The sequence below is a fragment of the Sphingomonas sp. BK345 genome (genome assembly GCF_014193845.1).
Taxonomy (GTDB): domain Bacteria; phylum Pseudomonadota; class Alphaproteobacteria; order Sphingomonadales; family Sphingomonadaceae; genus Sphingomonas.
On sequence record NZ_JACHZX010000001.1, the window covers coordinates 1,020,951 to 1,044,986 of the forward strand.

The following is a 24,036-nucleotide window of genomic DNA, read 5'->3' on the forward strand; positions in this document are numbered from 1 at the left end:
GCGTAACGGGGAGAGCCGCGCATGGCGGGTGCCAAGAACCACGAGTACCACATCCTGCCGCCCAGCCCCTGGCCGCTGCTCAGCTCGATGGCGGCGCTGGTGCTGGCGACCGGCGGTATCATGTACATGCATTCGGCGACGGCCGGCGGCTGGGTCTTCCTGATCGGCCTCGCCGCGGTGCTGTTCTGCATGTACGGCTGGTGGCACCAGGTGATCCGCGAGGCGCATGCCGGCGACCACACGCCAGTGGTGCAACTCCATTTCCGCTACGGCATGATCCTGTTCATCGCCTCCGAGGTGATGTTCTTCGTCGGCTGGTTCTGGGCCTTCTTCGACTTCTCGCTGTTCCCGACCGCGATGTCCTTCGTCGACGGCCAGGTGGAGCGCGCCGCCGAGGGCGCCGCGGCGATCGCCGCCCAATGGCCGCCCAAGGGGCTGGAGGTGATCAATCCCTTCGAGTTCCCGCTGCTCAACACGCTGATCCTGCTGTGCTCGGGCACCACGGTGACGTGGGCGCACCACGCGCTGATCCACGACCAGCGCGGCGGCGAGAAGCGCGGCTTCTGGGGCCTGCTCGGCGTGGGCGACCGCGACGGCGTGCTCAAGGGCTTGTGGCTGACGGTGGTGCTCGGCGTGCTGTTCAGCAGCATCCAGGCCTATGAGTACATGCACGCGCCGTTCCCGTTCAAGGGCATCAACTACGGCGCCGCGTTCTTCATGGCGACCGGCTTCCACGGCTTCCACGTCCTGGTCGGCACGATCTTCCTGATCGTCAACCTGATCCGCGCCTACAACGGCGCCTTCACGCCGCGGCAGCATTTCGGCTTCGAGGCGGCGGCCTGGTACTGGCATTTCGTCGACGTGGTGTGGCTGTTCCTGTTCGTCACCATCTACGTCTGGGGTGGCTGGGGCGCGCCGGTCCACGCGGGCTGAGGCATATGTCGAGCGAGGAGCGGATCGCGCCGCGCCCGCTCGACGTCGGGCTGAAGGGCCTCTGCCCGCGCTGCGGCGCGCCGACATTGTTCGCGGGCCTGTTGCGCTTCGCCGAGCGGTGCGGCGCCTGCGGGCTTCGCCTCGCCGACTTCAACGTCGGTGACGGCCCCGCCGCTTTCCTCACCCTGATCTGGGGCACGATCGTGGTCGCGCTGGCAATCACGCTCGAGCTCTCGTTCGGTCCGCCGTGGTGGGTCCATGCGCTGCTGTGGGTGCCGCTGACGCTCGCGGGCGTGATCGGCTCGCTGCGGCTGGCGAAGGGCTGGCTGATCGCGGCCGAGTATCGCAACGCCGCGCGCGAGGGGCGCGTGGCGGAATGAGGCGGGTGCCGCTCGTGCCGACGCTGCTGGTCGCGCTCGCCGCGGCGGCGATGGTGGCGCTGGGGCTGTGGCAGCTGCTCGAGCGCAAGCCGCAGAAGGAGGCGCTGCTGGCGCAGCTCGCCGCCAACCCGCGCCTGCCACCGGTCGCCTTCCCGCGCTTCCCCGACGAGACGCTGCTGTTTCGCCGGGCGAGCGCCTTCTGCCTCCAGCCGGTCGGGTTAGAGCGCGCGGGGGCGGGCGCGGCGGGGTTCCGCGTGATCGCGATGTGCCGAACCGGGGCGGAGGGGCCGGGATTGCGCGTGCAGATCGGCACGACGCGGGACGTCAAGACCAAGCCGGCGTGGCGCGGCGGCGAGGTGCGCGGCTGGATCGCGCACGCGCCCGACGCGCGCCCGCTGATCGCGACGGTGATGGCACCGCGCGCGCGCGAGCTGATGCTGGTGAGCGACCGCCCCGCGGCGGGTCTGGCGGCGAACGCGCCGCCCGATCCCGCGAGCGTGCCCAACAACCACCTCGCCTATGCGGTGCAGTGGTTCCTGTTCGCGGGGGTCGCCGTCGTGGTCTACGTCGTCGCGCTGCGGCGGCGGGGGGACGGGCGGACGAACCCTCAAGATCCTCCCCGCTAGCGGGGAGGGCGACCGCCGCGAAGCGGTGGTGGAGGGGGCTCTCCATGACCGCTGCACCATGGGGAGAGCCCCCTCCACCACCGCGCTAGCGCGCGGCGGTCCCCCCTTTCCGGGGAGGAGTTGACTCACCTCACCCGCTCAGATCCCCGCCCACCAGTCGTAGTCGACATTGTCTTCCCAATAGCCGCCGCGCCCCTTGCCGACGCCGGCGAGTGACTCCACCGCGGTGACGCGCATCAGATATTTGGCCTGCTTGTACCCCAGCTGGCGCTCCACCCGCAGCCGCAGCGGCGCGCCATGGCCGACGTCGAGGAAGCGGTCGTTCATCGCCCAGGCCAGGATCGTCTGCGGGTGGAAGGCGTCCACCAGGTCGATCGATTCATAATAGGGCGCCCCGCCGTAATAGTCCGCGCAGGTGAACACGACGTAGCGCGCGCGGTCGCTCAGCCCCGCGGCGCGTAGCACGTCGGCGAGCCGCGGCCCCTGCCATTTGCCGATCGCGCTCCACCCCTCGACGCAGTCGTGCCGCGTGATCTGCGCGCGCTGCGGGAAGGCGCCGAGGTCGCTCAGCGACAAAGCGAGCGGCCGCGCCACCAGCCCGTCGACCGTCAGCCGCCAGTCGGCGAAGCGCCCGGCGCGCAGCGCGGCATAGGCGTCGGTGCCCGGGTCGCGCGTGCCGTTGGTGCGGAAGCGCGGCGACATCTGATCGGGGCGGAACTCGGGCGCGAGCGCGTCGCGGTCGAACAAGGCGCGCTGGAGGCCGCGGTGGATGTCCTCGCCCTTGAACAGGATCGTGCGCACCGTGGGCCGCTCGATGACGCGGTCGCACGCGCCGAGCAGCAGCGCGCTCCCCCCCACCGCGCCGCGCGCGAGCAGCTGACGCCGGCGCAGCATCATTCGGGCACCCGCCACCAGCCGGTGATCATCGAGCGCAGCTCGTTGCCGACCCCGGCGAGGATCACCAGCGTCAAGTGCACCACCGTGAACAGCGCCAGTCCCGCCATCGCGAGGAAGTGGAGCGAGCGCGCTGACTGGCGCCCGCCGAACAGCTCGAGCAGCCACGGCCAGGCCGCGTCCATCCCCGGCGAGAGCGCCAGCCCGGTGAGGATCACCAGCGGCAGCAGCACGAAGATCACCGCGACATAGCTCAGCTTCTGCAGCACGTTATATTCGCCCGGTGCCTCGGGATCGTGGAAGCGCAGGTCGAGGTGCGCGCGCACGTCGGCGGCGATGTGGCGCGGCGCGAGGTCGCGGCGGCGCAGGCGCAGGTCGCGCTGGATATGGCGGTTGATCAGGCTCACGATCAGGTAGCCGAGCAGCGAGAAGGCCAGCACCAACGCGAAGAACAGGTGCCAGCGCCGCGAGATCGCGAGATTGTAGTTGGCCGGGATCGTCAGCCAGGCGGGAAAGCGCGGCAACTGCGCCCAGGCATGGTCGAAATTGGCGCCGTAGCGTCCCCAGTAGAGCCGGGGATGCGCGTTGGAGATGCCGAGCCCCGAGCCGATCAGCACGAACACGGCGACCGCGTTGAGCCAGTGCCACAGCCGCGTGGCGAGCCGGTGGCGATGAATGGCAGTTGCACCCATGCCCCTGTCCTAGCAGAGGTTAGCCTATGACCGAATGGCATTTCTACGAGCCCGCCCGGGGCCACGGCCTTCGCCACGACCCGCTCAACGCGATCGTCGCACCGCGCCCGATCGGCTGGATCAGCACCGTCTCGCATGACGGCGTGCGCAACCTGGCGCCGTACAGCTTCTTCAACCTGTTCAACTACAAGCCGCCGATCGTCGGGTTCTGCTCGGTGGGGGCAAAGGACTCGCTGGCGAACGCGCGCGAGACCGGCGAGTTCGTGTGGAACCTGGCGACGCGTGACCTCGCCGAGGCGATGAACGCCTCCTCCGCGATGGCGCCGCCCGACGTGGACGAGTTCGCGCTGGCGGGGCTGGAGACGCTCCCCTCCGCCAGGGTGCGCCCGCCGCGCGTCGCGGCGAGCCCGGTGCAGTTCGAGTGCGTCGTCACCCAGGTGGTACAGCTCGAGGCGCGGCACGGCGATCGGCTGCCCTCGTGGCTGGTGCTCGGCGAGGCGGTGGCGGTGCACGTCGATCGCGCGCTGATCGACGACGGCGTCTACCAGACCGCGCGCGCGCGCCCGATCACCCGCGGCGGCGGCCCGGCCGATTATTTCGAGATCACGCCCGAGCAGCTGTTCCGGCTGGAGCGGCCGAAGGGCTGAGCGACGGGAGAGCTGCGATACCAGCTTGGAGTCGCACGCCGCGGAGATCGCCGAGCAGCGGGAGATTGTCGCGCCTGCTCTCCCCACCGGCGGGCTCCTGCGCACGCAGGAGCCCGGAGCCACGAGCGCCCTTCCTGCAACCCTCGACTCCGGCGTCGTCCCGGGCACGCCGGTCAGCAAGCGATCGTTTTACGCCACCGGCTCCGTACCGACCGTCGCGACGATCACCGAGAAGACCAGCCCGTTGTCGGCGTCGACCAGCTCGACCCGCCAGTCCTGGCCGCGCAGCAGCGCATCGACCTCGTCGCGCATCACGTCGGCGGCGAAGCGCACCGCCGCCACGCGGGCGTCCGCCAACGTTCTGTATTCCTGGCCGATCGTGTCGGGATGCGAGACGCCGTCGCGCACGTTGAAGAAATAGCGCTGCATCAGCGGCTCCTTTCCCGACCAGCTACCCTTGCTCTCGATCAAGGGTCCTCAATGAAGGTTAGGAAGGTTGCCGTTTCTCCCGCGCACGCCGCGAGCATCGTTCGGTCGAAGTGAGTGCGCGCGCGACGTCGGCGCCTAGGCTCAGCCGCCCGTCGCCTTCGACGGAGTCGCGCATGGCCGATCCCAGGCTGCCGAGCCGGCGCGCGCTGCGCCTCCCGGCGATCCTCGCCGCCTTCGTCGCGGCGCTGTGGCTCATCGTCTTCGTCGGCGATGATATCGCGCATTATCGCTCGCTGGCGACGCAAGAGCGCGGCGGGGTGCCGCGCGGCCTCAGCCGTAGGCGCGCCAGAAGAACACCGCGGTGGTGGCGGCGGTGACCAGGATCGTCCAGCCGCGCACCACGCCCGCGGGCAGTCGCTTGCCCACGCTCGCGCCGGCCCAGCCGCCGAGGATCCCGCCCAGCAGCATCGGCGCGCCCGCCTGCCAGCGCACCAGTCCAGTGGTGATGAACACCAGCGCCGCCGCGCCATTCGCCATCGCCAGCATCAGCGTGCGCGGCGCGAACAGCGCGCGCGGGCTGGCGCCGGCAAGCAGGCCGTAGGTCGCGGTCAGCATGATCCCGACCCCGCCGCCGAAATAGCCGCCATAGGTGCCGAGCAGCGCCTGGGCGACGAACAGGCTGCGCCGCCCGATCGTGACCCGCCGCGCCAGCCACACCGCCCCGGCCGGGCCGAGCACGATCGCGACCAGCGCCACCAGCAGCAGCCACGGCACGATCAGGTCGAAGGCGCGGCTGGGCGTCACCACCAGCAAGGTGCTGCCGACCAGCCCGGCGACGAAGGTCACCGCCGCCAGCCGGCGCAGCGACACGCCTGCGACCGGGCCGAGCTCGTCGCGGAAGCTCCACACGCTCGCGCCCGCGCCGGGCAGCAGCGCGACGTTCGAGGTGGCGTTGGCGACATTGGCGGGCAGGCCGAGGCCGAGCAGCGCCGGCAGCGTGGCGAAGGTGCCGCCGCCCGCGAGCGCGTTCATCGCGCCGCCGACCGCGCCCGCCCCGGCCGCCAGCGCGACCGCACCCCACTCAGCCAAGCGCCGCCTGCTTCTCCGCCGCGATCCGGTCGAGCTCGGCGCGGCTCTTCTTCTCGGCCGCGGTCTTGAGCTGGCCGCAGGCGGCATCGATGTCGCGGCCGCGCGGGGTACGCACCGGCGCGGAGATGCCGCCCTCGAAGATGATCTCGCTGAAACGGCGCACGCGCTCGGGCGTCGACGTCTCGTAAGCCGCACCGGGCCAGGGATTGAACGGGATCAGGTTGACCTTGGCGGGCAGCTGATAGTGGCGCAGCAGCCGCACCAGCTCGTGCGCCTCCGCGTCCGAGTCGTTCTTGTCCTTGAGCATCACATACTCGAACGTGATCCGGCGCGCGTTGTTGGCGCCGGGATAGTCGGCGCACGCCTGGAGCAGCTGCTCGATGCCGTATTTGCGGTTGAGCGGCACGATCTCGTCGCGCACCTCCTTGGTCACCGCGTGCAGCGACACCGCGAGATTCACCCCGATCTCCTCGCCCGCGCGCGCCATCATCGGCACCACGCCCGAGGTGGAGAGCGTGATGCGGCGCTTGCTGAGCGCGAGGCCGTCACCGTCCATGACGAGCTTGAGCGCGTCGCGCACCGCGTCGAAATTGTAGAGCGGCTCGCCCATGCCCATCATCACGATGTTGGTGAGCATGCGGCCCTCGGGCTGGCTCGGCCACTCGCCGAGCGAGTCGCGCGCCAGCATGACCTGGCCGACGATCTCGCCCGCGGTCAGGTTGCGCACCAGCCGCATCGTGCCGGTATGGCAGAAGGTGCAGTTGAGCGTGCAGCCGACCTGGCTCGACACGCAGAGCGTGCCCCGATCGGCGTCGGGGATGAACACCGCCTCGTAATCCTGCCCGTCGGGCGAGCGCAGCAGCCACTTGCGCGTGCCGTCGCTGGAGACCTGCGCCTCCACCACCTCGGGGCGGCCGATCACGAAGCGCTCGGTCAGCCACGGATGCTGCGCCTTCGCGATGTCGGTCATCAGCGCGAAGTCGGTGGCACCGCGATTGTACATCCAGTGCCAGATCTGCTTGGCGCGCAGCTTGGCCTGCCGCGGGTCGAGCCCGGCGGCGGCGAGCGTCTCGCGCAGCTGGTCCTTGGACAGGCCGATCAGGTCGATGCGACCGTCGGGGCGCGTCGCCGCGGCGCGCGGGACGGGCACGGGATCGATGTGCCCGGGGATGGGCATGGGGGCGGCCGGCTCTGTCAGCATCGCGCGCACATAGGCGATGTGCGTGGGTTTTTCCAGTTCGGTGTGGGGCGAGAGAGCTGCGTCGTAGAAGGCGTCCGTCGATCCTCCCCCGTGGGGGGAGGTGGCAGCGCGAAGCGCTGACGGAGGGGTGACCCGGTCGGCGAGTGTCGCAGGACTCACCACCGCTGACACCCCTCCGTCAGGCCTGCGGCCTGCCACCTCCCCTTGCAGGGGAGGATCAGTCATAGGCCAACAGGCTTCACTCTCTCCCTATGGGGGCAGCACCCTTAGCCGCCCGCACACCCCAGCTGCGCCGCGTCGATCGCGGTCGGCGCGCCAGCGAGCGTGTAGCTGTCCGCGATCGGCCGTCCCGCGCGGTCGGCGGTGGTGAGCGTCATCAGCCGCCCCGCGCGCAGCGCCGCGACGATCGCGCGGTCGGTCGCGGCGTCGGGCGCGCGCGCGCTCGTCACGTCGCCCGCCAGCGCGAAGCGGCGCTCGCCCACCGCCAACGTCACGCGCGCATCGTCGCCGCGCGGGCGCGACAGACGGAAGTAGACGCTGGGCGTGCGCGTCGCCCTCGCGCGCGCTACCACGCTGGCGAAACCGCCGCGGCGATCGGTGGTGCCGTCGTCGCGCACCGGCTGCGCGACCGCGAAGCAGCGCGGCGGCTCGCCCTCGCGCAACGCCGCCCAGCGCTGCCACACGCCGAGCGCTCCGCGCTCCGCCGCCAGTGCCAGCGCCGCCGCGATCAGCATGACCCTGCCCCCATCCGCGCCTCCTCGCCCCACCTAGGGAGCGCTGTGGCCCGAGAGCAACGGTTTTTCCTGTTTATGTGAGGTTCATGCAACGACGCGCGCGTTAACTAATTGACCCCCCACGCCCCAGGGTCGGGGCGAGAGGACTGGAGTGAGACATGCGTAAGCTTGCATTTGCCACCGCCGCGGCCGCGTTCGGCGTCGCGCTGGCAACCCCCGCGCTGGCACAGAACGGCGACTTCAGCGGCCCGCGGCTCGAGGCGCTCGCCGGCTACGACAATCTGCAGGACGGCGGCGACGGCGACTCCGAGGGCCGCGAGGGCTTCACCTATGGCGCGCTGCTCGGCTACGATTTCCAGCGCGGCAACATCGTCTACGGGATCGACGGCGAGATCACCGACGCGACCACCAAGAGCCGCAGCTACAACGAGGTGACCGCGGGCGACCGCTTCTCGGTCGAGGCGGGGCGCGACCTTTATATCGGCGGACGGCTCGGCTACGTGATCTCGCCCGCGGCGATGATCTACGCCAAGGGCGGCTACACCAACGCGCGCGTCGAGAGCCGCTACCAGCCCAATACCGGCGCGGACAACGAGCTGGTCGACAAGGCCGACCTCGACGGCTTCCGCCTCGGCGCCGGGCTCGAGTACAAGCTCACCCCGACCGCCTTCGTGAAGGGCGAGTATCGCTACTCGCATTACGGCGAGATCGAGGGCTATAACATCGACCTCGACCGTCACCAGCTGATGGCAGGCCTCGGCATCCGCTTCTGATGATCGTCGGGCGGGGCGGGCGGAACCGAGGCGATCGTGTTCCTGCGCACGCAGGAGACCAGAGCCGACAGCGCCGGCCTGCGTGACCCTGGGTTCCCGCCTGCGCAGGAACACGAGGCTCACCACGCCCTCATATAGACGCGAAGGGTCGGGGCGCTTGCTCCGGCCCTTCACTTTTGGCTAGGACGAGTCGGCCAATTGCCCCTGGTGAGTGACCTGCGGGCCCGGGGGACGTGACGATGAAGGCGACGATCGAACGCGCGACGCTGCTCAAGGGGCTGAGCCACGTGCAATCGGTGGTGGAGCGCCGCAACACCATCCCGATCCTCTCGAACGTGCTGCTCGAGGCCACGGCCGAGGGCCAGCTGCGGCTGATGGCGACCGACCTCGACCTCCAGATCAACGAGAGCGTCGCGGCCGCGGTCGACCAGCCCGGTGCCACGACCGTCTCGGCGCACACCCTGTTCGACATCGCGCGCAAGCTGCCCGAGGGATCTCAGGTCTCGCTCGCCGCGGCCGAGGGCCGCGTCACGATCGTGGCGGGGCGCGCGCGCTTCTCGCTCGGCACGCTGCCGCGCGACGATTTTCCGGTGATCGCCGAGGGCGAGCTGCCGGTCCAGTTCGAGCTGCCGGTCGATACGCTCAAGCAGATCATCGACAAGACGCGCTTCGCCATCTCCACCGAGGAGACGCGTTACTATCTCAACGGCATCTTCCTCCACGTCGCCGAGGGCGTGCTCAAGGCGGCGGCGACCGATGGGCACCGGCTGGCGCGCGTGACGGTCGACCAGCCCGAGGGCGCCGCTGCCATGCCCGACGTGATCGTCCCGCGGAAGTGCATCGCCGAGCTGCGCAAACTGCTCGACGAGGTGGACGGCTCGGTCGGCGTGTCGCTGTCGGGCACCAAGATCCGCTTCGATCTCGGCAGCGCGATCCTCACCTCCAAGCTGATCGACGGCACCTTCCCCGACTACAGCCGCGTGATCCCGACCGCCAACGACAAGATCCTCAAGCTCGATCCGAAGAGCTTCATGCAGGGCGTCGACCGCGTCTCGACCATCGCCACCGAGAAGACGCGCGCGGTGAAGATGGCGCTGGATCGCGACAAGATCACGCTGTCGGTGACCAGCCCGGAGAACGGCACTGCCGCCGAGGAAGTACCGGGCGACTACGCCGCGATGCCGTTCGAAATCGGCTTCAACAGCCGCTATCTGCTCGACATCCTCGGCCAGATCGACACCGACCTGGTGGAGGTCCACCTCGCCGACGCCGCCGCGCCGACGCTGATCCGCGAGAACGACAAGAGCCCCGCACTCTACGTGCTGATGCCGATGCGGGTGTGAGGCGCGGGCAGGCGGCAGTGTAAGCACCGATTGGGCCGAGCGATGTAGCGATCAACATCGGCCTTATTCGTAGCTTCATCGACACTTTCTGTGGCGCGCGCCCGCGCGACCACGCGGGAAGGCGGCTGGTCCGCCCCGCGACCACTACCTGCGCCCTTTTCGTCCATGAAGTTTCAACCGAGACGCGCGCGCGAGCGGGTGACGTCGCGCCCCCGCACGCTGAGCCTTTCCAGCGCGTGAGAACGCTTCCAGAATAATCTGATTATATGCTTTCTTTTATCAACGGTGCACGGTACTCCTGCCCGTAAGCCGCTGAAAAAGCGGTCACGGGAGAGACAGAATGACAATCAGGGACTCTGTGTCCGTGCTCGCGGTCGCGTGCGCGCTCAGCTGGACATCGGCCGCTTGGTCCCAGGATCTTGCGACATCGACGCAGGAGGCTCCACCGTCGAGTGACGGCCAAGTCGCCGCCGCCGACGCGAGTGCACCCCCGGCCGTCGGCGAGGAGGACATCGTCGTCACCGGCCTGCGCCGCAGCGTCCAGGGGGCGCAGGCACTCAAGCGCGACTCCGACCAGATCCTCGATGCGGTCGTCGCCGAGGACATCGGCAAGCTGCCCGACAACAACGCCGCCGAGGCGCTGGCGCGGATCACCGGCGTGCAGGTGTCGCGCTCGCAGGACGAGGCCAACGGCGTCTCCGTACGCGGCCTGCCCGACGTCACCACCACCTTCAACGGGCGCGAGCTCTACACCGCCGAGGGGCGCCAGGTGGCGTTCCAGGATTTCCCCGCCGCCTCGCTCGCCGGGCTCGAGGTCTACAAGGCGACCACCGCCGATCTGGTCGAGGGCGGCATCGCCGGGCTCGTCAACGTGCGCTCGCGCCGTCCGTTCGACTTCGACGGCTTCGAGATCGCCGGCTCGATCCGCGGCATCTACGGCGACCAGGCGCGCAGGGTCGATCCGCAGGGCAGCCTGTTGGTCACCGATCGCTTCGACACGCCGATCGGCGAATTCGGCGCGCTGATCAACGTGTCCTACACGCAGACCAACTATCTCACCTCGGCGCGATGGGACAGCGGCGACGTCGACACGCCGGTCGACGGCCAGGTGATCACCACCCCCGGCGTCGGCCGCGACTTCAAGATCCCGGAATCGGTCGGCATCTTCTACAACAACGGCAAGCGCTGGCGCCCGTCGGTGAACGGCTCGCTGCAGTGGCGCCCGGCCGCCAACGTCGAGCTGTACCTGGAGGGCCTCTACCAGGGCTATCGCGGCCGCGAGCAGAACAGCGAGCTCGCGATCCGGCTGCGCAACGGCAACCCGACCTTCAGCAACGTCGTGCTCGACGAGGACGATCCGGGCAAGGTCAAGAGCCTCACCCGCTCGGGCGGCGAGGGCTCGATCGGCACCGACCTGTTCCGCGGCGTGCCGCACAGCACCACCAACACCTATCAGTTCGCCGGCGGAGGCAGCATCAAGGGCGAGCACGCCAGGTTCAGCACCGATATCGCTTATACCGACACGCGAAACTATTTCACCGACTACGGCTTCGACTTCGCCGCGCGCGACCCGGCGACCGCCGACATCAGCTTCGACATCGACCGCGACTATGGCGGGGTCGAGTTCTCGCTGCCGGGCTTCGACCTGACCGACCCGAACAATTACGTCATCCGCGGCATCTTCGACCGGCGTCGCGAAGGGCGCGGCTCGGGCTGGCAATGGCGCAACGATCTCGAGCTCGACTTCGATCTCGACGGGATCGACAAGATCCAGTTCGGCACGCGCTTCACCACGCGCAAGAGCAGCTTCGCCGACGGCACGCGCTACGCCAACATCCGCGCGCAGCGCGTGCCGCTGACCGCGGCGCCGATCGGCATGGGCGGGCTGGTGAAGGAAGGTTTCCGCGGCAGCGACGCGCAGCCGACGCGGCAATGGTACGCCCCCAGCGGGCAGGACGTCTTCGATAATATCGAGGCGCTGCGCGCCTTCGCGCAGGACCGTCTGCGGATCAGCAATCTCGGCAACGCCGACCAGCGCCCCGAATTGTGGGACCCGGCACTGCCGCCCTATACCACGCAGTTCGCCGCGGACGAGAAATCCTATGCCTTCTATGGCCAGCTTCACTACGCCTTCGAGCTCGGCGGCCTCCCGCTCGACGGCGTGGTCGGCGCGCGCGTCGTCAACACCACCATCCAGACGGTCGGGCTCGGCTCGGTCGACGGCGACGTGCGCATCACCGACGATCGCAAGAATTACGTCGACGTGCTGCCCAACGTCAGCCTGCGCGCGCGGCTGACCGACCAGCTCCAGTTCCGCGCCTCCGCCACCGAGACGCGCACGCGCCCCACCTTCGGCCAGAGCAATCCCGCCTTCGTGCTCCAGCGCGACTCGGTGAATCTGGGCGACTATAACGGCAGCAGCGGCAACATCGACCTCGAGCCGATCCAGTCGAAGAACTACGACGTCTCGCTGGAATGGTATTTCAGCCGCACCGGATCGCTGACCGGCGCGGTGTTCCGCCGCGACCTCAAGGGCTTCATCAGCAACTACACGGTGTTCCAGCAGGTCCCCGGCTTCGGCAACATCCAGGTGACCCGCCCCGAGAATGCCGGCGAGGGACGCATCCAGGGCGTTGAGCTGGCCTTCACCACCTTCTTCGACTTCCTGCCCGGCGTGTTGAGCGGCTTCGGCACCCAGCTCAACGGCACCTATCTCGACGGCAAGCAGGCGCTGCCGACGGTATTGGGCGAGCAGGGCCGGCTCGTGCGGGTGCCCAACACGTCGAAATGGACCTACAACGCCAACCTGCTCTACGAGAAGGGACCGGTGTCGGCGCGACTGGCGTACAATTACCGCACTGACTGGGTGAACTTCTACAACAACACCGAGAGCGAGTCGGCGGTCGCCGGCGAATATACGCGCGCGACCGCGCGGCTCGACTTCTCCGCCGCCTTCACCCCGGTCGAGTTCCTGACCTTCACCTTCGACGCCACCAACCTGACCGGGGTGCCGTTCCAGAACGTCCGCAACTTCAGCGACACGCAGAGCTACCCGCGCGACATCCGCTACGAGGCGCGGACCTTCTCGCTCGGCGCGCGCTTCCGCTTCTGATGCCGTCGCCTCTCCCTCACGCAGGAGCCAGGATGCCCGCCACCCGTCTCGCCGCCCGCGCGTTCACGCTCGCCGGCCTCGTCGCACTGCCGCTCGCCGCGCCGCTCCGCGCGCAGGCGCCGGTCACCGTGCGCACGCCCGCCACCCCCCTGGTGGCGCACGACCCGTACTTCAGCCTGTGGAGCCTGACCGACAAGCTCAACGACGCGCCGACGCGGCACTGGACCGGCAGCGAGCAGCAGATCAGCGGCTGGGTCCGCGTCGACGGCAAGGCGCTGCGCTTCATGGGCGGCGGCCGCGGCGACGCGATGACGCAGGTGTCGCGCGAGCTCACCCCGACGCGCACCAGCTACGACTTCGACGGCGGCGGGGTGCGGCTCACCGCCACCTTCCTCTCGCCCGCGCTGCCCGACGACCTCGACCTCGTCTCGCGCCCGGTCACCTATCTCAGCTGGACGGTGCGCTCGACCGACGGGCGCGCGCACGCGGTGCAGGTCTATGTCGACGCCAGCGCGCAGCTCGCGGTCAACGACGAGCAGCAGCAGGTGGTGTGGGGCAGCAGCCGCGTCGGCGACATGGCGGTACTGCGCGTCGGCACCACCTCGCAGCAGGTGCTCCAGAAGGTCGGCGACAACGTGCGGATCGACTGGGGCTGGGCGCAGCTCGCGGTGCCGCAGCAGCCCGGCACCACCACCGCGACGATCGGCGAGGGCGAGCGCGCCGCCTTCCGCGATGGCGCCGCGCCGATGCCCGACGACCTCGCCATGCCGCGGCTGGCGCACCAGAACCGCCCGTTGCTGGCGGCGCGCTTCGATCTCGGCAGCGTCGGCGCCGAGCCGGTGACGCGGCGCGCGATGCTCGCCTATGACGACATCGACTCGATCGAATATTTCAAGCGACGCCTCCCCGCCTACTGGCGCCGCGACGGCATGACGATGGCGCAGCTGCTCCAGGTCTCCGAGCGCGACGAGCCGGTGCTGCGCGAGCGCGCCGCCGCCTTCGACCGCGAGCTCACCGCCGACCTCGAGCGCGCCGGCGGCCGCGCCTATGCCGAGCTGGCGGTGCTGGCGTATCGCCAGACGCTCGCGGCGCACAAACTGGTCGCCGACATCGACGGCACGCCGCTCTATTTCTCCAAGGAGAATTTCAGCAACGGCTGCATCGCGACGGTGGACATCACCTATCCCACCTCGCCCTTCTTTCTGCTGCTCAACCCCCGCCTGCTCGAGGCGCAGCTGCGCCCGATCCTCGACTATTCCAATATGCCGCGGTGGCGCTTTCCCTTCGCGCCGCACGATATCGGCACCTACCCGCAGGCCAACGGGCAGGTTTATGGCGGCGGGGAGCGCAGCGAGGACGACCAGATGCCGGTCGAGGAGAGCGGCAACATGCTGCTGATGATCGGCGCGCTCGCCAAGGTGCAGGGCAACGCCGACTTCGCCCGGCGCTACTGGCCGCTGCTGACGCGCTGGGCCGAGTTCCTCCGCGACAAGGGGCTCGACCCCGAGAACCAGCTCAGCACCGACGATTTCGCCGGACATCTCGCGCACAACACCAATTTGTCGATCAAGGCGATCAGCGCGCTCGACGCTTATGCCGAGCTGGCACGGCTGCTCGGCAAGAAGCAGGACGCGGCGCGCTATCGCGCCACCGCCAAGCAGATGGCGGCGCGCTGGCAGGTGATGGCGCAGGACGGCGACCACACCAAACTCGCCTTCGACCAGCCCGGCACGTGGAGCCAGAAGTACAATCTGGTGTGGGACAAGGTGCTGGGCCGCGGGCTGTTCCCGGCGTCGCTCCGGCGCAGCGAGCTGGCCTTCTACCAGCGCCACCAGGGCAAGTACGGCCTGCCGCTCGACAGCCGCAAGACCTACACCAAGCTCGACTGGATCACGTGGAGCGCCACGCTGGCCGATGATCGCGCCACCTTCGAGGGCCTGGTCGAGCCGCTCCACCGCTACATGCAGGAGACGCCGACGCGCGTGCCGCTGAGCGACTGGTACGAGACCAAGGACGGCGCGCAGGTCGGCTTCCAGGCGCGCGCGGTGGTCGGCGGCGTGTACATCAAGATGCTCGACGACCCGGCGCTGTGGCGCAAATGGGCCGCGCGTGCCGCCAAGTGAGCCGGACAGCGAGGACGAGAGACATGGCCTATTCGATCAGCCGCCGCGCGCTGCTCCGCGCCACCACCGCGAGCGCGGCGCTCGCCGGTCTCGCGAAGCTCGCCCCGCTCCACGCCGCGCCTAGGGCCGCGCCTGAGGCGGCACCGCTGACGCAGAACCGCGCCCCGCTCGCGCCGCAGCCGCTCCAGCCGCTGCCGACCGGCGCGATCAAGCCCGCCGGCTGGCTGCGGCGCCAGCTCGAGATCCAGGCGCGCGGCATGGGCGGACGGCTCGACGAGACCTGGCCCGACGTCGGCGCCAACAGCGGCTGGCTCGGCGGCACCGGCGAGAGCTGGGAGCGCGGCCCCTATTTCCTTGACGGGCTGCTGCCGCTGGCGTGGCAGCTCGACGATCCCGCGCTCAAGGCGAAGGCGCAGCGCTTCGTCGAGTGGACGCTGGCGAGCCAGCGCCCCGACGGCATGTTCGGTCCCGCCAGCAACGACGACTGGTGGCCGCGCATGGTGATGCTCAAGGTGCTCACCCAATATCACGAGCTCACCGGCGACCCGCGCGTGCTCCGGCTGATGACCGCCTATTTCGCGCAGCAGCTGAACGCCCTGCCCGCGCGCCCGCTGAAGGACTGGGGCAAGTTCCGCTGGCAGGACCAGGTCGTATCGGTGATCTGGCTGTACAATCGCACCGGCGAGGCCAGCCTGCTCGAACTGGCCGCGCTGCTCAAGCGGCAGGGCTATGACTGGCAGGGGCTGTTCGCCGATTACCCCTATCGCACCAAGACCAGCAAACGGGCGATCGGGCTCGACAAGCCCGACGTGCCCGGCGAGGTGCCCGAGGGGCTGAAGGATCCGGCGCTCTCGGTCCACGGCGTCAACAACGCGCAGGCGCTCAAGGTCTCGCCGGTCTGGTCGGTGGTGTCGGGCGACGCGGCGGATCGCGCCGCGATCCGGCGGCAGCTCGGCGCACTCGACCGCTATCACGGGCTGCCGATCGGCATCTACTCGGCCGACGAGCATCTCGCCGGGCGCAGCCCGAGCCAGGGGGTCGAATTGTGCGCGATCGTCGAGGCGATGTACTCGCTCGAACAGGCGCTGGCGATCACCGGCGACGCGGACCTGGCCGACCGGATCGAGCGGCTCGCCTATAACGCGCTGCCCGCCACCTTCACCGACGACATGTGGGCGCACCAGTACGATCAGCAGCCCAACCAGGTGCAATGCGTCCACGGTCCCGGTCCCTGGACCACCAACGGGCCTGAATCGAACATGTTCGGGCTCGAGCCGCATTTCGGCTGCTGCACCGCCAACTTCCACCAGGGCTGGCCCAAGCTGACCACCCATCTGTGGATGGCCTCGGCCGACGGCGGGCTGGCGGCGACGCTCTACGCGCCCTGCACCGTCGCGACGCGAGTGCGCGACGTGCCGGTCACGCTGCGGCAGGAGACCGACTATCCGTTCCGCCATGCCGTCGCCATCGCGGTAGAGCCCGCGCGACCGTTGACCTTCCCGATCCGGCTGCGGGTCCCGGGCTGGTCCCAGCAAACGAGCGTGCTCGTCAACGGCGAGGCGCAGCCGGCGCGGCCCGACCGGGGCTTCGTGCGCGTCGAGCGCGAGTGGCGGCCGGGCGATCGCATCGAGCTCGCCTTCACCAGCAGCCCGCGCGCGGTCGTCTCTCCGGAAGGATGGACCAGCTTCGAGGACGGTGCGCTGGTGTTCGCGCTGCCGATCGAGGAGAAGTGGACCAAGGTGCGCCAGCGCGGGCTCACCGCCGACTGGGAGATCCGTCCGGCCAGCCGCTGGGCGTTCGCGGTGACACCCGGCGCTCCCCTCGAGCGTGTCGAGCGCTCGGTCGGGCCAGTGCCCTTCTCGCGCCGCTCGCCCGCGGTGCTCCTCACCACACAGGCAGTGCCGATCGACGGGTGGGGGATCACGGATGGTGCGGCAAGCCCCCCTCCGGCGGCAGCGAAGCCATCCGGTGCCCGACGTACGCTCGTCTTGATGCCTTACGGTGTGCCCAAGCTCCGCATCACCGCCTTCCCGTCGCGCGTCCTCTGATCGACCCGACCAGCGAGCGCGTCGCAGCGGCGGGCAGAGCAAACAGAGGCGGCCTCGCGTACTCGGTCGGGCTGTTCCTCCGACTGACGCGCGGTTTCTCAGAGGGCCATTCACAGCAGGCGCGATCCTTCGCCGTGATCGTATCTTCTCTCCGCGTCGAAGCGATCGGCCCCGCGCGGCGGCGTCAGGTTCGGTCCGCGTGCGGAAGGCGGACGACGAGGCGGGCGAGTTCGTCGACGCGCGCCCGCCCCTGCTCGGGTTGCCACCCCGCCGGCGGGCTCGAGCTGCGGCGAGGCGGTGCAGCGCGTCCCTCGTCTTCTCCGGCACGAAGGCGCGCGTGACATCGCCCCGGTTTGCCGTTGTCGACACGTTCGGTTATGAGCATGCAATGTCCGCCGAGGCTCCTCCCATCGATGTCCGCGTGCCTGCGCGCAAGGGTGACCGCCACCAGGAGGCGGTCACGCTGCTGCGCCGGATGATCCTCTCCGGCGAGCTCGCTCCCGGCGAACCGCTCCGCGAGGTCGCGCTCAGCGAGCAGTTCGGCACGTCGCGCACGCCCGTTCGCGAGGCATTGCGGACGCTGGCGGCAGAGGGACTGGTGACGCTGCTGCCCAACCGGACGGTGCAGGTCAGCCAGCTCGACGAACAGGCCGCCTCGGACGTCTTCAGCGTGCTCGGCGCGCTCGAGTCGCTCGCGGCACGGCTCGCGTGCGAGCGGATGCGGCCCGAGGACATGGAGGTGCTCTCCGAGCTGCAGGGCGATCTGGCGCATTATTTCGAGGTGCGCGACCGGCCGCGCTATCTGGAAGCCAACCGGCTGATCCACGAGCATATCGTCGAGTCCTCCGGCAATACCTCTCTGGTGCTGGCGTGGCGGCTGCTGCTGCCGCGGGCGGAGCGCGCGCGCCACGTCAGCACGCTCGACCACGCGCGCTGGGCCGAGGCGTTCCAGGAGCATGTCGAGATCGAGCGCGCCTTCCGCGCCCGCGACGTCGCCGCGATCGCGCGGCTGATGGAGGCGCACTTCGACAACGGGGCCAACAGCATCCAGGAGGCGCGCAAGCGCGCGCGGCGCGAGCAAAGGTCGCGGGCGTACAGGAGCGCGCCCGGCGCCGAGTGACGCCGCCGCGGCAACGGGCTCAGCCGCCGCCGCGATAGAGCAGGCGCGACGCGTCGATCCGCAGGAACAGCAGCCCGCCCAGCGCCGACAGCGCGGCGAGCACGTACATCGCCGCATTCCACCCGCTCCAGTGGAGGATATAGCCGGTGATCACCGCCGCGAGCGCGCCGCCGATATTGCCGAACGTGTTCATCACCGCGGACACCGACCCGGCATAGACCCCGCCGACGTCGAGCGTCAGCGCCCAGGAGACGCCGACGGTCAGCTCCAGCCCGAACACCGCGAGCGCGAACCAGGCCACGCTCACCAGCGGCGAGTGGCTCAGCACCCCCGCGGGGATCGCCACGGCGGCGAGCGCGAAGCCCACCACCGCCACCGCGCGCCGCGCCCAGGTGACGCGGCCGGTGCGCCGCAGCAGATGGTCCGACACCCAACCTCCCGCCACGTCTCCGACCACGCCCGCCATCAGCGGCAGGCTGGCGAACAGCCCCATCCGCGCCAGCTCGAAATCGCGCACCTCGCCGAGATACTTGGGGAACCATGTCAGGAAGATGTTGATCGAATAGGCGTAGCAGAAATACATCGCCGAGATCAGCCAGAGCTGCGGCTGCGCCAGGATGCGCCGCCACGGCACCCGCGCCGTAGCGCCGGCCGCGGCCTGCGGCGCCAGCGCCGCCGCGATCATCTCGCGCTCGGCGGCGTTGGTGCCGGCATGATCCTGCGGCCGGTCGCGGTAATAGCCGAACCACACCGCGGCCCAGACCAGTCCCAGCCCCGCGAAGATCAGGAACGGCGCGCGCCAGCCGAGGTGGATCATCAGCCATACCACCAGCAGCGGCGTCAGCGCCGCGCCGAGCCGCGCGCCCGCGTGGGTCACGCCCTGCGCGAAGCCGCGCTCGGCGGGCAGCATCCAGCGGCTGAGCGAGCGCGTCGCGTTGGGGAAGGCGCCCGCCTCGCCGCAGCCGAACAGGAAGCGGCAGGCGATCAGCGAGCCGATGCTCCAAGTCGCGGTCGTCAGCGCGGTGAAGCTCGACCACCATATCACCACCGCGGTGAGCACGCGGCGCGGGCCGAAGCGGTCGCCGAGCCAGCCACCGGGGATCTGGAACAAGGCATAGCCGATCTGGAACACGCCCAGCACCCAGCCCCAGGCGCGGTCGCCGATGCCATATTCCTGCTGGATCATCGGCCCGGTCACCGAGATGACCACGCGGTCCATGTAGGTGATCATATAGGCCAGCACGGTGAGCCACAGCACGACGTGGCGCACCCGCGTCGGCCGCATCGCCGCGGGGGCGCCGGCGGATGCGGGCACCGGCGCCGCGGCGAGCGGCACCCCGCTCATCGGACCGACGGTACCTTGGTGCCGCCGACATAGACCGCGGCGATGCGGCGGCTGTTGCGGATGTCGCGCGTCGGGTCGGCGTCGAGCACGACGAAATCGGCGAGGCGGCCGGTCGCGATCACGCCGCGGTCGCCGGTGCCGAGCCACTGCGCGGAGCGGCCGGTCGCGGCGTGGATCGCCTGCGCCGGGGTGAAGCCCGCCTTCACCAGCTGCTCCAGCTCCCAATGTTCGGAATAGCCCGGCAGCCGCCCCGGCGGCCCCGCGTCGGTGCCGAAGCCGTAGCGGACCCCAGCGCGCGCCAGCGCCATTTCATTGTCGCGCGCCTGCTCGTCGATCCTCGGCAGCGCGGGATAGATGCGGCTCGACGCGATCGACTTCTCGCGCTCGGGACTCTCCAGCCCCGCGATCGTGGCGGGGTCGGCGGCCTGGCGGAAGAACGGGTCGCGCGTGCGCGGATTGTCCGCGGCGAAGGCGTAGACCGCGGCCTCGCGGCTGAGCGTGCCGGCGCCCTGCCACACGCCGTGCGCCTTCATCGCCCCGATCAGCTCGGCGTCGACCGGCCTGTCGCGCACGCTGTGCATGAAGCCGTCGATCCCCTGCGCCACCAGCATCTTGGCGTCGGCGAGGTAGAAGACATGGGCGAGCACGCGCTTGCCGCGGCGGTGGCCGGCGTCGATGATCGCCTTGCTGATCGCGTAGGGCATCTTCGGCATCGCGCCGAGCTCGTCGTCCATCCACAGCTTGATATAGTCGACGCCCTTGCGCGCCTGCGCGTCGACCTCGGCGGCCGCCTCCTCGGGCGTGGCGACGGGGTGATTGATCCCCGGCACGCCGCCATAGCCGCCCTTGAACACCAGCCCCTGCCCCGCGGTCAGCAGCCGCGCCATCGTCTGCGGACCGTCGCGGCCGGCGTCGCGGATCGCGAGCACGCTGTCCTTGTCGGTGCCCATCGACTGTACCGTGGTCACGCCGAAGGCGGCGTAGGTGCGCAGGTCGCGCCGTACCGACTCGGGGGTGAAATACTCCGCCTTCTGGACGAGGTCGCGCACCGTGCCGATGTGGATGTGGAGATCGATGATCCCGGGCATCAGGTACTTGCCGCCGAGGTCGACGGTGCGCACGCCGCGGCGCTTCGGCGCCTTGCCCTGCGCGCCGACCCAGCGGATCCGCGCGCCCTCGACCAGCATCGCCTGCCCCGCGCGCGGCACGGCGCCGGTGCCGTCGATCAGCGTGAAGCCGCGGTAGAGCACCGGCTCCGCGCGCGCCGCGCCCGCCAGCAGCAGCGCGGCGAGCGGCGCCCATCGCGCCGCACCCGTCATCGTCCGTCGCATCGTCATCCTCCCAGGCTGTTCCAGCATCACGCGGCGGGTCGCTCAGCGCGGCGGGGCGACCAGCACGTCGCGCCCCACCGCCGTCACGTCGCGCTGCCCCGCCAGCGCCATCGCCACCGCCAGCTCGTGGCGCAGCAGCGCGAGCATCCGCGTCACCCCCGCCCCGCCCTGCGCGCCGAGCGCATAGGCCCAGGCGCGCCCCAGCAGCACGCCGCGCGCGCCGAGCGCGAGCGCGCGCAGGATGTCGGTCCCCGAGCGGATGCCGCCGTCCATCAGCACCTCGGCGCGGCCGTCGACCGCCGCCACCACGCGCGGCAGCGCGGCGATCGCGGAGGGCGCGCCGTCGAGCTGACGGCCGCCGTGGTTGGAGACGATGATCGACTCCGCCCCGGCCGCGACCGCGTCGCGCGCGTCCTCGGCGTCGAGCACGCCCTTGATGACGAGCCGCCCGCGCCAATGCCGGCGCAGCCAGTCGAGGTCGGCCCAGGTGACCGAGGCGTCGAAGTTGCGGCTGACCCAGGCGGTGAACTCGGCCAGCCCGGCGCCGCCCGGCATCTTGGCGGCGTAGTTGCCGAGCGTGTGCGGCCGCCCGCGCACGCCGACGTCCCATGCCCACGCCGGATGGCGTGCGATCTCCACCGCGCGCCGCAGCCGCGCCGCCGCGCCCTGGTCGCCGGTCAGGCTAGTGCGCACATCGCGGCGGCGCGGGCTGTGCACGATCAGGTCGACCGTCAGCACCAGCGTCTCGACCCCCAGCGCGGCGGTGCGCGCGAGCAGGTCCTCCATGAAGCCGCGGTCCTTGATGATGTAGAGCTGGAGCATCACCGGCGCCGCCGCGGCCACCTCCTCGATCCCGCAGCAGGACGAGGAGGAGAGGATGAACGGCACCCCCGCCGCCGCCGCCGCGCGCGCCGCCTGCACCTCGCCGCGCCGCGCGTACAGCCCGGCGAGCCCGATCGGCGCGAGCGCCACCGGGAAGTCCGCCGCCTGCCCCATCAGTGTCGTGCCTAGGCTGAGCCCGTCGACGTCGCGCATCACGCGCTGGCGCAGCTTCAGCGCGGCGAGATCGGCGGTGTTGGCGCGCAGCGTCTCCTCGGCATAGGAGCCGCCGTCGATATATTCGAACAGGAAGTCGGGCAGGCGCCGCCGCGCCATCTCCCGGAAATCGTCGACCGAGGCGGCGATCATCGCCCGCTCACGCGCCACGCCACTGCGGCGTGTCCTTGGCGAGGAAAGCGCGCACGCCCTCGGCGAAGTCGGCGCTGCCGTAGACGCGCGCGATCAGGTCGGCGATGTCGGGCTGCGCGGCGACGGCGGCGCGGCGGATCGCCTCCTTGCTCACCGCCATCGTCAGCGGCGCGTGCGCGAGCAGCCGCTCGACCAGCGCGGCGACGGTGGCGTCGATCTCCGCGGGCGCGACCACCGCGTTGACCAGCCCGAGCGCGTGCAGCTCGGCCGCGTCGACGATCTCGGCGCCGAGCAGCAGCCGCTTCGCCATCGCCACGCCGGCATGCTGGACCAGCCGGCCATAACCGCGCGCGGACAGGCAGTTGCCGATCGTCCGCGCCAGCGGCGAGCCGAACCGCGCGCCCGCGGCCGCGACGCGGAAGTCGCTCGCGAACGCCAGCGCCAGCCCGCCGCCGACCGCCCAGCCGTCGACGATCGCGATCACCGGCTGCGGCAGCGCCTCGACCGCGCCGACATAGCCGTCCATCTCGGCCTCGTAGGCGACGCCCTGTTCGCCGCCGGTGAAGTCGCGGAAGCCGGCGATGTCGGTGCCCGAGACGAACGCCTTGCCCCCCGCGCCGCGCAACGTGACGACCCGCACCTCGCGGTCGGCGGCGATCGCGGCGCAGGCCGCGCCCAGCCCGCGCCACATGTCCCAGGTGAGCGCGTTGTACGCCGCGGGGCGGTCGAAGGTGATGCGCGCGACCGCGCCCTGCTTCTCGTAGCGGGTAACGCCCGCGCTCACGCCGTCGCGCCCTGCGCCAGCCGGCCCGCCGCGCGCAGCTCGCCGCGGATCTCGTCGCCGTGCTGGTCGAGCAGCGGTGGGGGATAGCGCACCTGCTGCGGGGTCGCCGACAGCTTCACCGGAAAGCCGAGCGCCTTGATGCTGCCCTCCACCGGGTGCGGGATGTCCTGCACCATCGCGCGCGCCTGCGCGTGCTCGCTGGTGGTCGACTGCGCATAGTCGAGGATCGGCCCGGCGGGCACGCCGGCGGCGAGCAGCGCGTCGACCCAGTCGGCGACGGGGCGCGCGCGGAAGCTGGGACGGAGCAGCTCGATCAGGTCGCGCGCGTTGCCGACGCGCGCGCTGTTGTCGACGAAGCGCGGGTCGTCCGCCAGCTCGCCGCGATCGATCACGCCGAGCAGCGCGAGCCACAGCTTCTGGTTGGCGGCGGCGAAGACGAACCAGCCGTCCGCCGCCTCCACCGCCTGATAGGGCGCAGACATGCGATTGGCGCTGCCGAGCGGGCGCGGACTCTTGCCGGTGCCCCACAGCTCCGCGGTCTCCCACACCGACAGGCCGAGCGCGGCCTCGAACAGCGAGGCGGTGACGAGCTGCCCCTCGCCGGTGCGCTCGCGCACGAACAGTGCGGACAGGATGCCATAGGCCGCGAACAGCGCCGAGCCGAGATCCCCGACGGGCGTGGTGTTCTTGACCGGTTCGGCGTCGGGGAGGCCGACCGCGCTGATCAGCCCCGACATCGCCTGCGCGATGAGGTCATAGCCGGGCCGCGTCGCCCAGGGTCCGCTCGCGCCGAAGCCCGAGATGCTGGCGTAGATCAGCCGCGGGTTGCGCGCGCGCAGCGTCTCATAGCCCATGCCCAGCCGCGCGGCGACGCCGGGACGGCCGTTCTCCACCAGCACGTCGGCGGTGTCGACCAGGGCGTAGAAGGTGTCGCGGTCGGCCGCGTCCTTGAGGTCGAGCACGATGCTGCGCTTGTTGCGGTTGAGCGCGAGGAAGCCGGGACTGTCCTCGCCCTTGAGCCGGAACCCCATCGAGCGGCGCGAGCTGTCGCCGACGTGCGGCGGCTCCACCTTGATGACGTCGGCACCCATGTCGCCCAGCAGCATGCAGCAGAACGGCCCCGCCATCACCTGCGACACGTCGAGCACCCGGATCCCCGTCAGTGGCTGATTGCCCGTCATCATCCTCGCCCCGCCCCCCGGCGCTCTCGTGTATTCACCTTACACATCTTGCATACAATAGAC

22 protein-coding genes are annotated in these 24,036 nt (G+C 70.6%); 11 read left to right on the forward strand and 11 right to left on the reverse strand.

Annotated features, from left to right (window positions below; all coding sequences use genetic code 11):
- The first annotated feature begins 21 nt into the window (after nt 1–21).
- From FHY03_RS04680 to FHY03_RS04690, 3 genes are read left to right on the forward strand one after another with little or no spacing between them, the layout of a single operon-like run.
- Nucleotides 22–933: a cytochrome c oxidase subunit 3 gene (locus tag FHY03_RS04680; protein WP_183924256.1), complete on the forward strand. Its 912-nt coding sequence runs from the start codon at nt 22–24 to the stop codon at nt 931–933.
- A 5-nt stretch (nt 934–938) separates the two neighbouring features.
- Nucleotides 939–1,313, forward strand: coding sequence for a DUF983 domain-containing protein (locus tag FHY03_RS04685; RefSeq protein ID WP_183924258.1), 375 nt, complete (start codon nt 939–941; stop codon nt 1,311–1,313).
- Nucleotides 1,310–1,939, forward strand: coding sequence for an SURF1 family cytochrome oxidase biogenesis protein (locus FHY03_RS04690; RefSeq protein WP_183924260.1), 630 nt, complete (start codon nt 1,310–1,312; stop codon nt 1,937–1,939). Before FHY03_RS04685 ends, FHY03_RS04690 begins: the two co-directional genes overlap by 4 nt.
- A gap of 138 nt (nt 1,940–2,077) precedes the next feature.
- On the opposite strand, the gene FHY03_RS04695 is transcribed toward FHY03_RS04690, so the two are convergent.
- Both FHY03_RS04695 and FHY03_RS04700 read right to left on the reverse strand, forming a co-directional pair.
- Nucleotides 2,078–2,836: a molybdopterin-dependent oxidoreductase gene (locus tag FHY03_RS04695; protein ID WP_183924384.1), complete on the reverse strand. Its 759-nt coding sequence runs from the start codon at nt 2,834–2,836 to the stop codon at nt 2,078–2,080.
- Entirely contained in the window at nt 2,833–3,525 is a 693-nt protein-coding gene (locus tag FHY03_RS04700; protein WP_183929029.1) for a cytochrome b/b6 domain-containing protein, read from the reverse strand. The genes FHY03_RS04695 and FHY03_RS04700 overlap by 4 nt, the downstream gene beginning before the upstream one ends.
- A gap of 26 nt (nt 3,526–3,551) precedes the next feature.
- Here FHY03_RS04700 and FHY03_RS04705 point away from each other — a divergent pair, with 26 nt between their 5' ends.
- Complete coding sequence (locus FHY03_RS04705) at nt 3,552–4,172, forward strand: flavin reductase family protein (protein ID WP_183924263.1); 621 nt, start codon at nt 3,552–3,554, stop codon at nt 4,170–4,172.
- Between the two features lie 189 nt (nt 4,173–4,361).
- On the opposite strand, the gene FHY03_RS04710 is transcribed toward FHY03_RS04705, so the two are convergent.
- Entirely contained in the window at nt 4,362–4,601 is a 240-nt protein-coding gene (locus tag FHY03_RS04710; protein WP_183924265.1) for a DUF6894 family protein, read from the reverse strand.
- Nucleotides 4,602–4,774: 173 nt separating this feature from the next.
- Between FHY03_RS04710 and FHY03_RS04715 the strand changes: the two genes are divergently transcribed.
- Nucleotides 4,775–4,978, forward strand: coding sequence for a hypothetical protein (locus tag FHY03_RS04715; protein WP_183924267.1), 204 nt, complete (start codon nt 4,775–4,777; stop codon nt 4,976–4,978).
- Here the strand turns inward: FHY03_RS04715 and FHY03_RS04720 are convergent.
- The 3 genes from FHY03_RS04720 to FHY03_RS04730 form a co-directional block, all read right to left on the reverse strand.
- A complete protein-coding gene (locus FHY03_RS04720) occupies nt 4,932–5,690 on the reverse strand; it encodes a sulfite exporter TauE/SafE family protein (protein WP_260158641.1) in 759 nt (252 codons plus the stop codon). The genes FHY03_RS04715 and FHY03_RS04720 overlap by 47 nt on opposite strands.
- Nucleotides 5,683–6,891 (reverse strand): 23S rRNA (adenine(2503)-C(2))-methyltransferase RlmN, encoded by a 1,209-nt coding sequence (rlmN, locus tag FHY03_RS04725; protein WP_183924271.1) that lies wholly within the window; start codon nt 6,889–6,891, stop codon nt 5,683–5,685. The genes FHY03_RS04720 and rlmN overlap by 8 nt, the downstream gene beginning before the upstream one ends.
- A 266-nt stretch (nt 6,892–7,157) precedes the next feature.
- Complete coding sequence (locus tag FHY03_RS04730; protein ID WP_183924273.1) at nt 7,158–7,625, reverse strand: hypothetical protein; 468 nt, start codon at nt 7,623–7,625, stop codon at nt 7,158–7,160.
- Between the two features lie 158 nt (nt 7,626–7,783).
- Here FHY03_RS04730 and FHY03_RS04735 point away from each other — a divergent pair, with 158 nt between their 5' ends.
- The 6 genes from FHY03_RS04735 (at nt 7,784) to FHY03_RS04760 (ending at nt 18,144) form a co-directional block, all read left to right on the forward strand.
- Nucleotides 7,784–8,398, forward strand: a complete 615-nt coding sequence (locus tag FHY03_RS04735; RefSeq protein WP_183924275.1) for an outer membrane protein — start codon at nt 7,784–7,786, stop codon at nt 8,396–8,398.
- Between the two features lie 239 nt (nt 8,399–8,637).
- Nucleotides 8,638–9,741 carry a DNA polymerase III subunit beta gene (dnaN, locus tag FHY03_RS04740; protein ID WP_183929031.1) on the forward strand — a complete coding sequence of 368 codons (1,104 nt, stop codon included), beginning with the start codon at nt 8,638–8,640 and terminating at the stop codon, nt 9,739–9,741.
- Nucleotides 9,742–10,081: 340 nt separating this feature from the next.
- Nucleotides 10,082–12,853: a TonB-dependent receptor gene (locus tag FHY03_RS04745; protein WP_183929033.1), complete on the forward strand. Its 2,772-nt coding sequence runs from the start codon at nt 10,082–10,084 to the stop codon at nt 12,851–12,853.
- A gap of 32 nt (nt 12,854–12,885) precedes the next feature.
- Entirely contained in the window at nt 12,886–14,976 is a 2,091-nt protein-coding gene (locus FHY03_RS04750) for a glutaminase family protein (protein ID WP_183929035.1), read from the forward strand.
- Nucleotides 14,977–14,999: 23 nt separating this feature from the next.
- Nucleotides 15,000–17,024, forward strand: a complete 2,025-nt coding sequence (locus tag FHY03_RS04755; RefSeq protein WP_183929037.1) for a beta-L-arabinofuranosidase domain-containing protein — start codon at nt 15,000–15,002, stop codon at nt 17,022–17,024.
- Between the two features lie 421 nt (nt 17,025–17,445).
- Nucleotides 17,446–18,144 (forward strand): GntR family transcriptional regulator, encoded by a 699-nt coding sequence (locus tag FHY03_RS04760; RefSeq protein ID WP_183924280.1) that lies wholly within the window; start codon nt 17,446–17,448, stop codon nt 18,142–18,144.
- 19 nt (nt 18,145–18,163) lie between these two features.
- Here FHY03_RS04760 and FHY03_RS04765 read toward each other — a convergent pair whose 3' ends face one another.
- Genes FHY03_RS04765 through FHY03_RS04785 form a run of 5 tightly spaced genes read right to left on the reverse strand, consistent with a single transcriptional unit; the run spans nt 18,164 to nt 23,976 of the window.
- A complete protein-coding gene (locus tag FHY03_RS04765; protein WP_183929039.1) occupies nt 18,164–19,489 on the reverse strand; it encodes an MFS transporter in 1,326 nt (441 codons plus the stop codon).
- On the reverse strand, nt 19,486–20,820 hold the full coding sequence (locus FHY03_RS04770) for an amidohydrolase family protein (RefSeq protein ID WP_260158643.1): 1,335 nt from the start codon (nt 20,818–20,820) through the stop codon (nt 19,486–19,488). Before FHY03_RS04770 ends, FHY03_RS04765 begins: the two co-directional genes overlap by 4 nt.
- A gap of 42 nt (nt 20,821–20,862) precedes the next feature.
- Nucleotides 20,863–22,008: an L-lactate dehydrogenase gene (locus tag FHY03_RS04775; protein ID WP_183929041.1), complete on the reverse strand. Its 1,146-nt coding sequence runs from the start codon at nt 22,006–22,008 to the stop codon at nt 20,863–20,865.
- A 7-nt stretch (nt 22,009–22,015) separates the two neighbouring features.
- Nucleotides 22,016–22,792 carry an enoyl-CoA hydratase gene (locus tag FHY03_RS04780; RefSeq protein ID WP_183929043.1) on the reverse strand — a complete coding sequence of 259 codons (777 nt, stop codon included), beginning with the start codon at nt 22,790–22,792 and terminating at the stop codon, nt 22,016–22,018.
- A complete protein-coding gene (locus FHY03_RS04785) occupies nt 22,789–23,976 on the reverse strand; it encodes a CaiB/BaiF CoA-transferase family protein (RefSeq protein WP_260158644.1) in 1,188 nt (395 codons plus the stop codon). Before FHY03_RS04785 ends, FHY03_RS04780 begins: the two co-directional genes overlap by 4 nt.
- Nucleotides 23,977–24,036 lie beyond the last annotated feature (60 nt).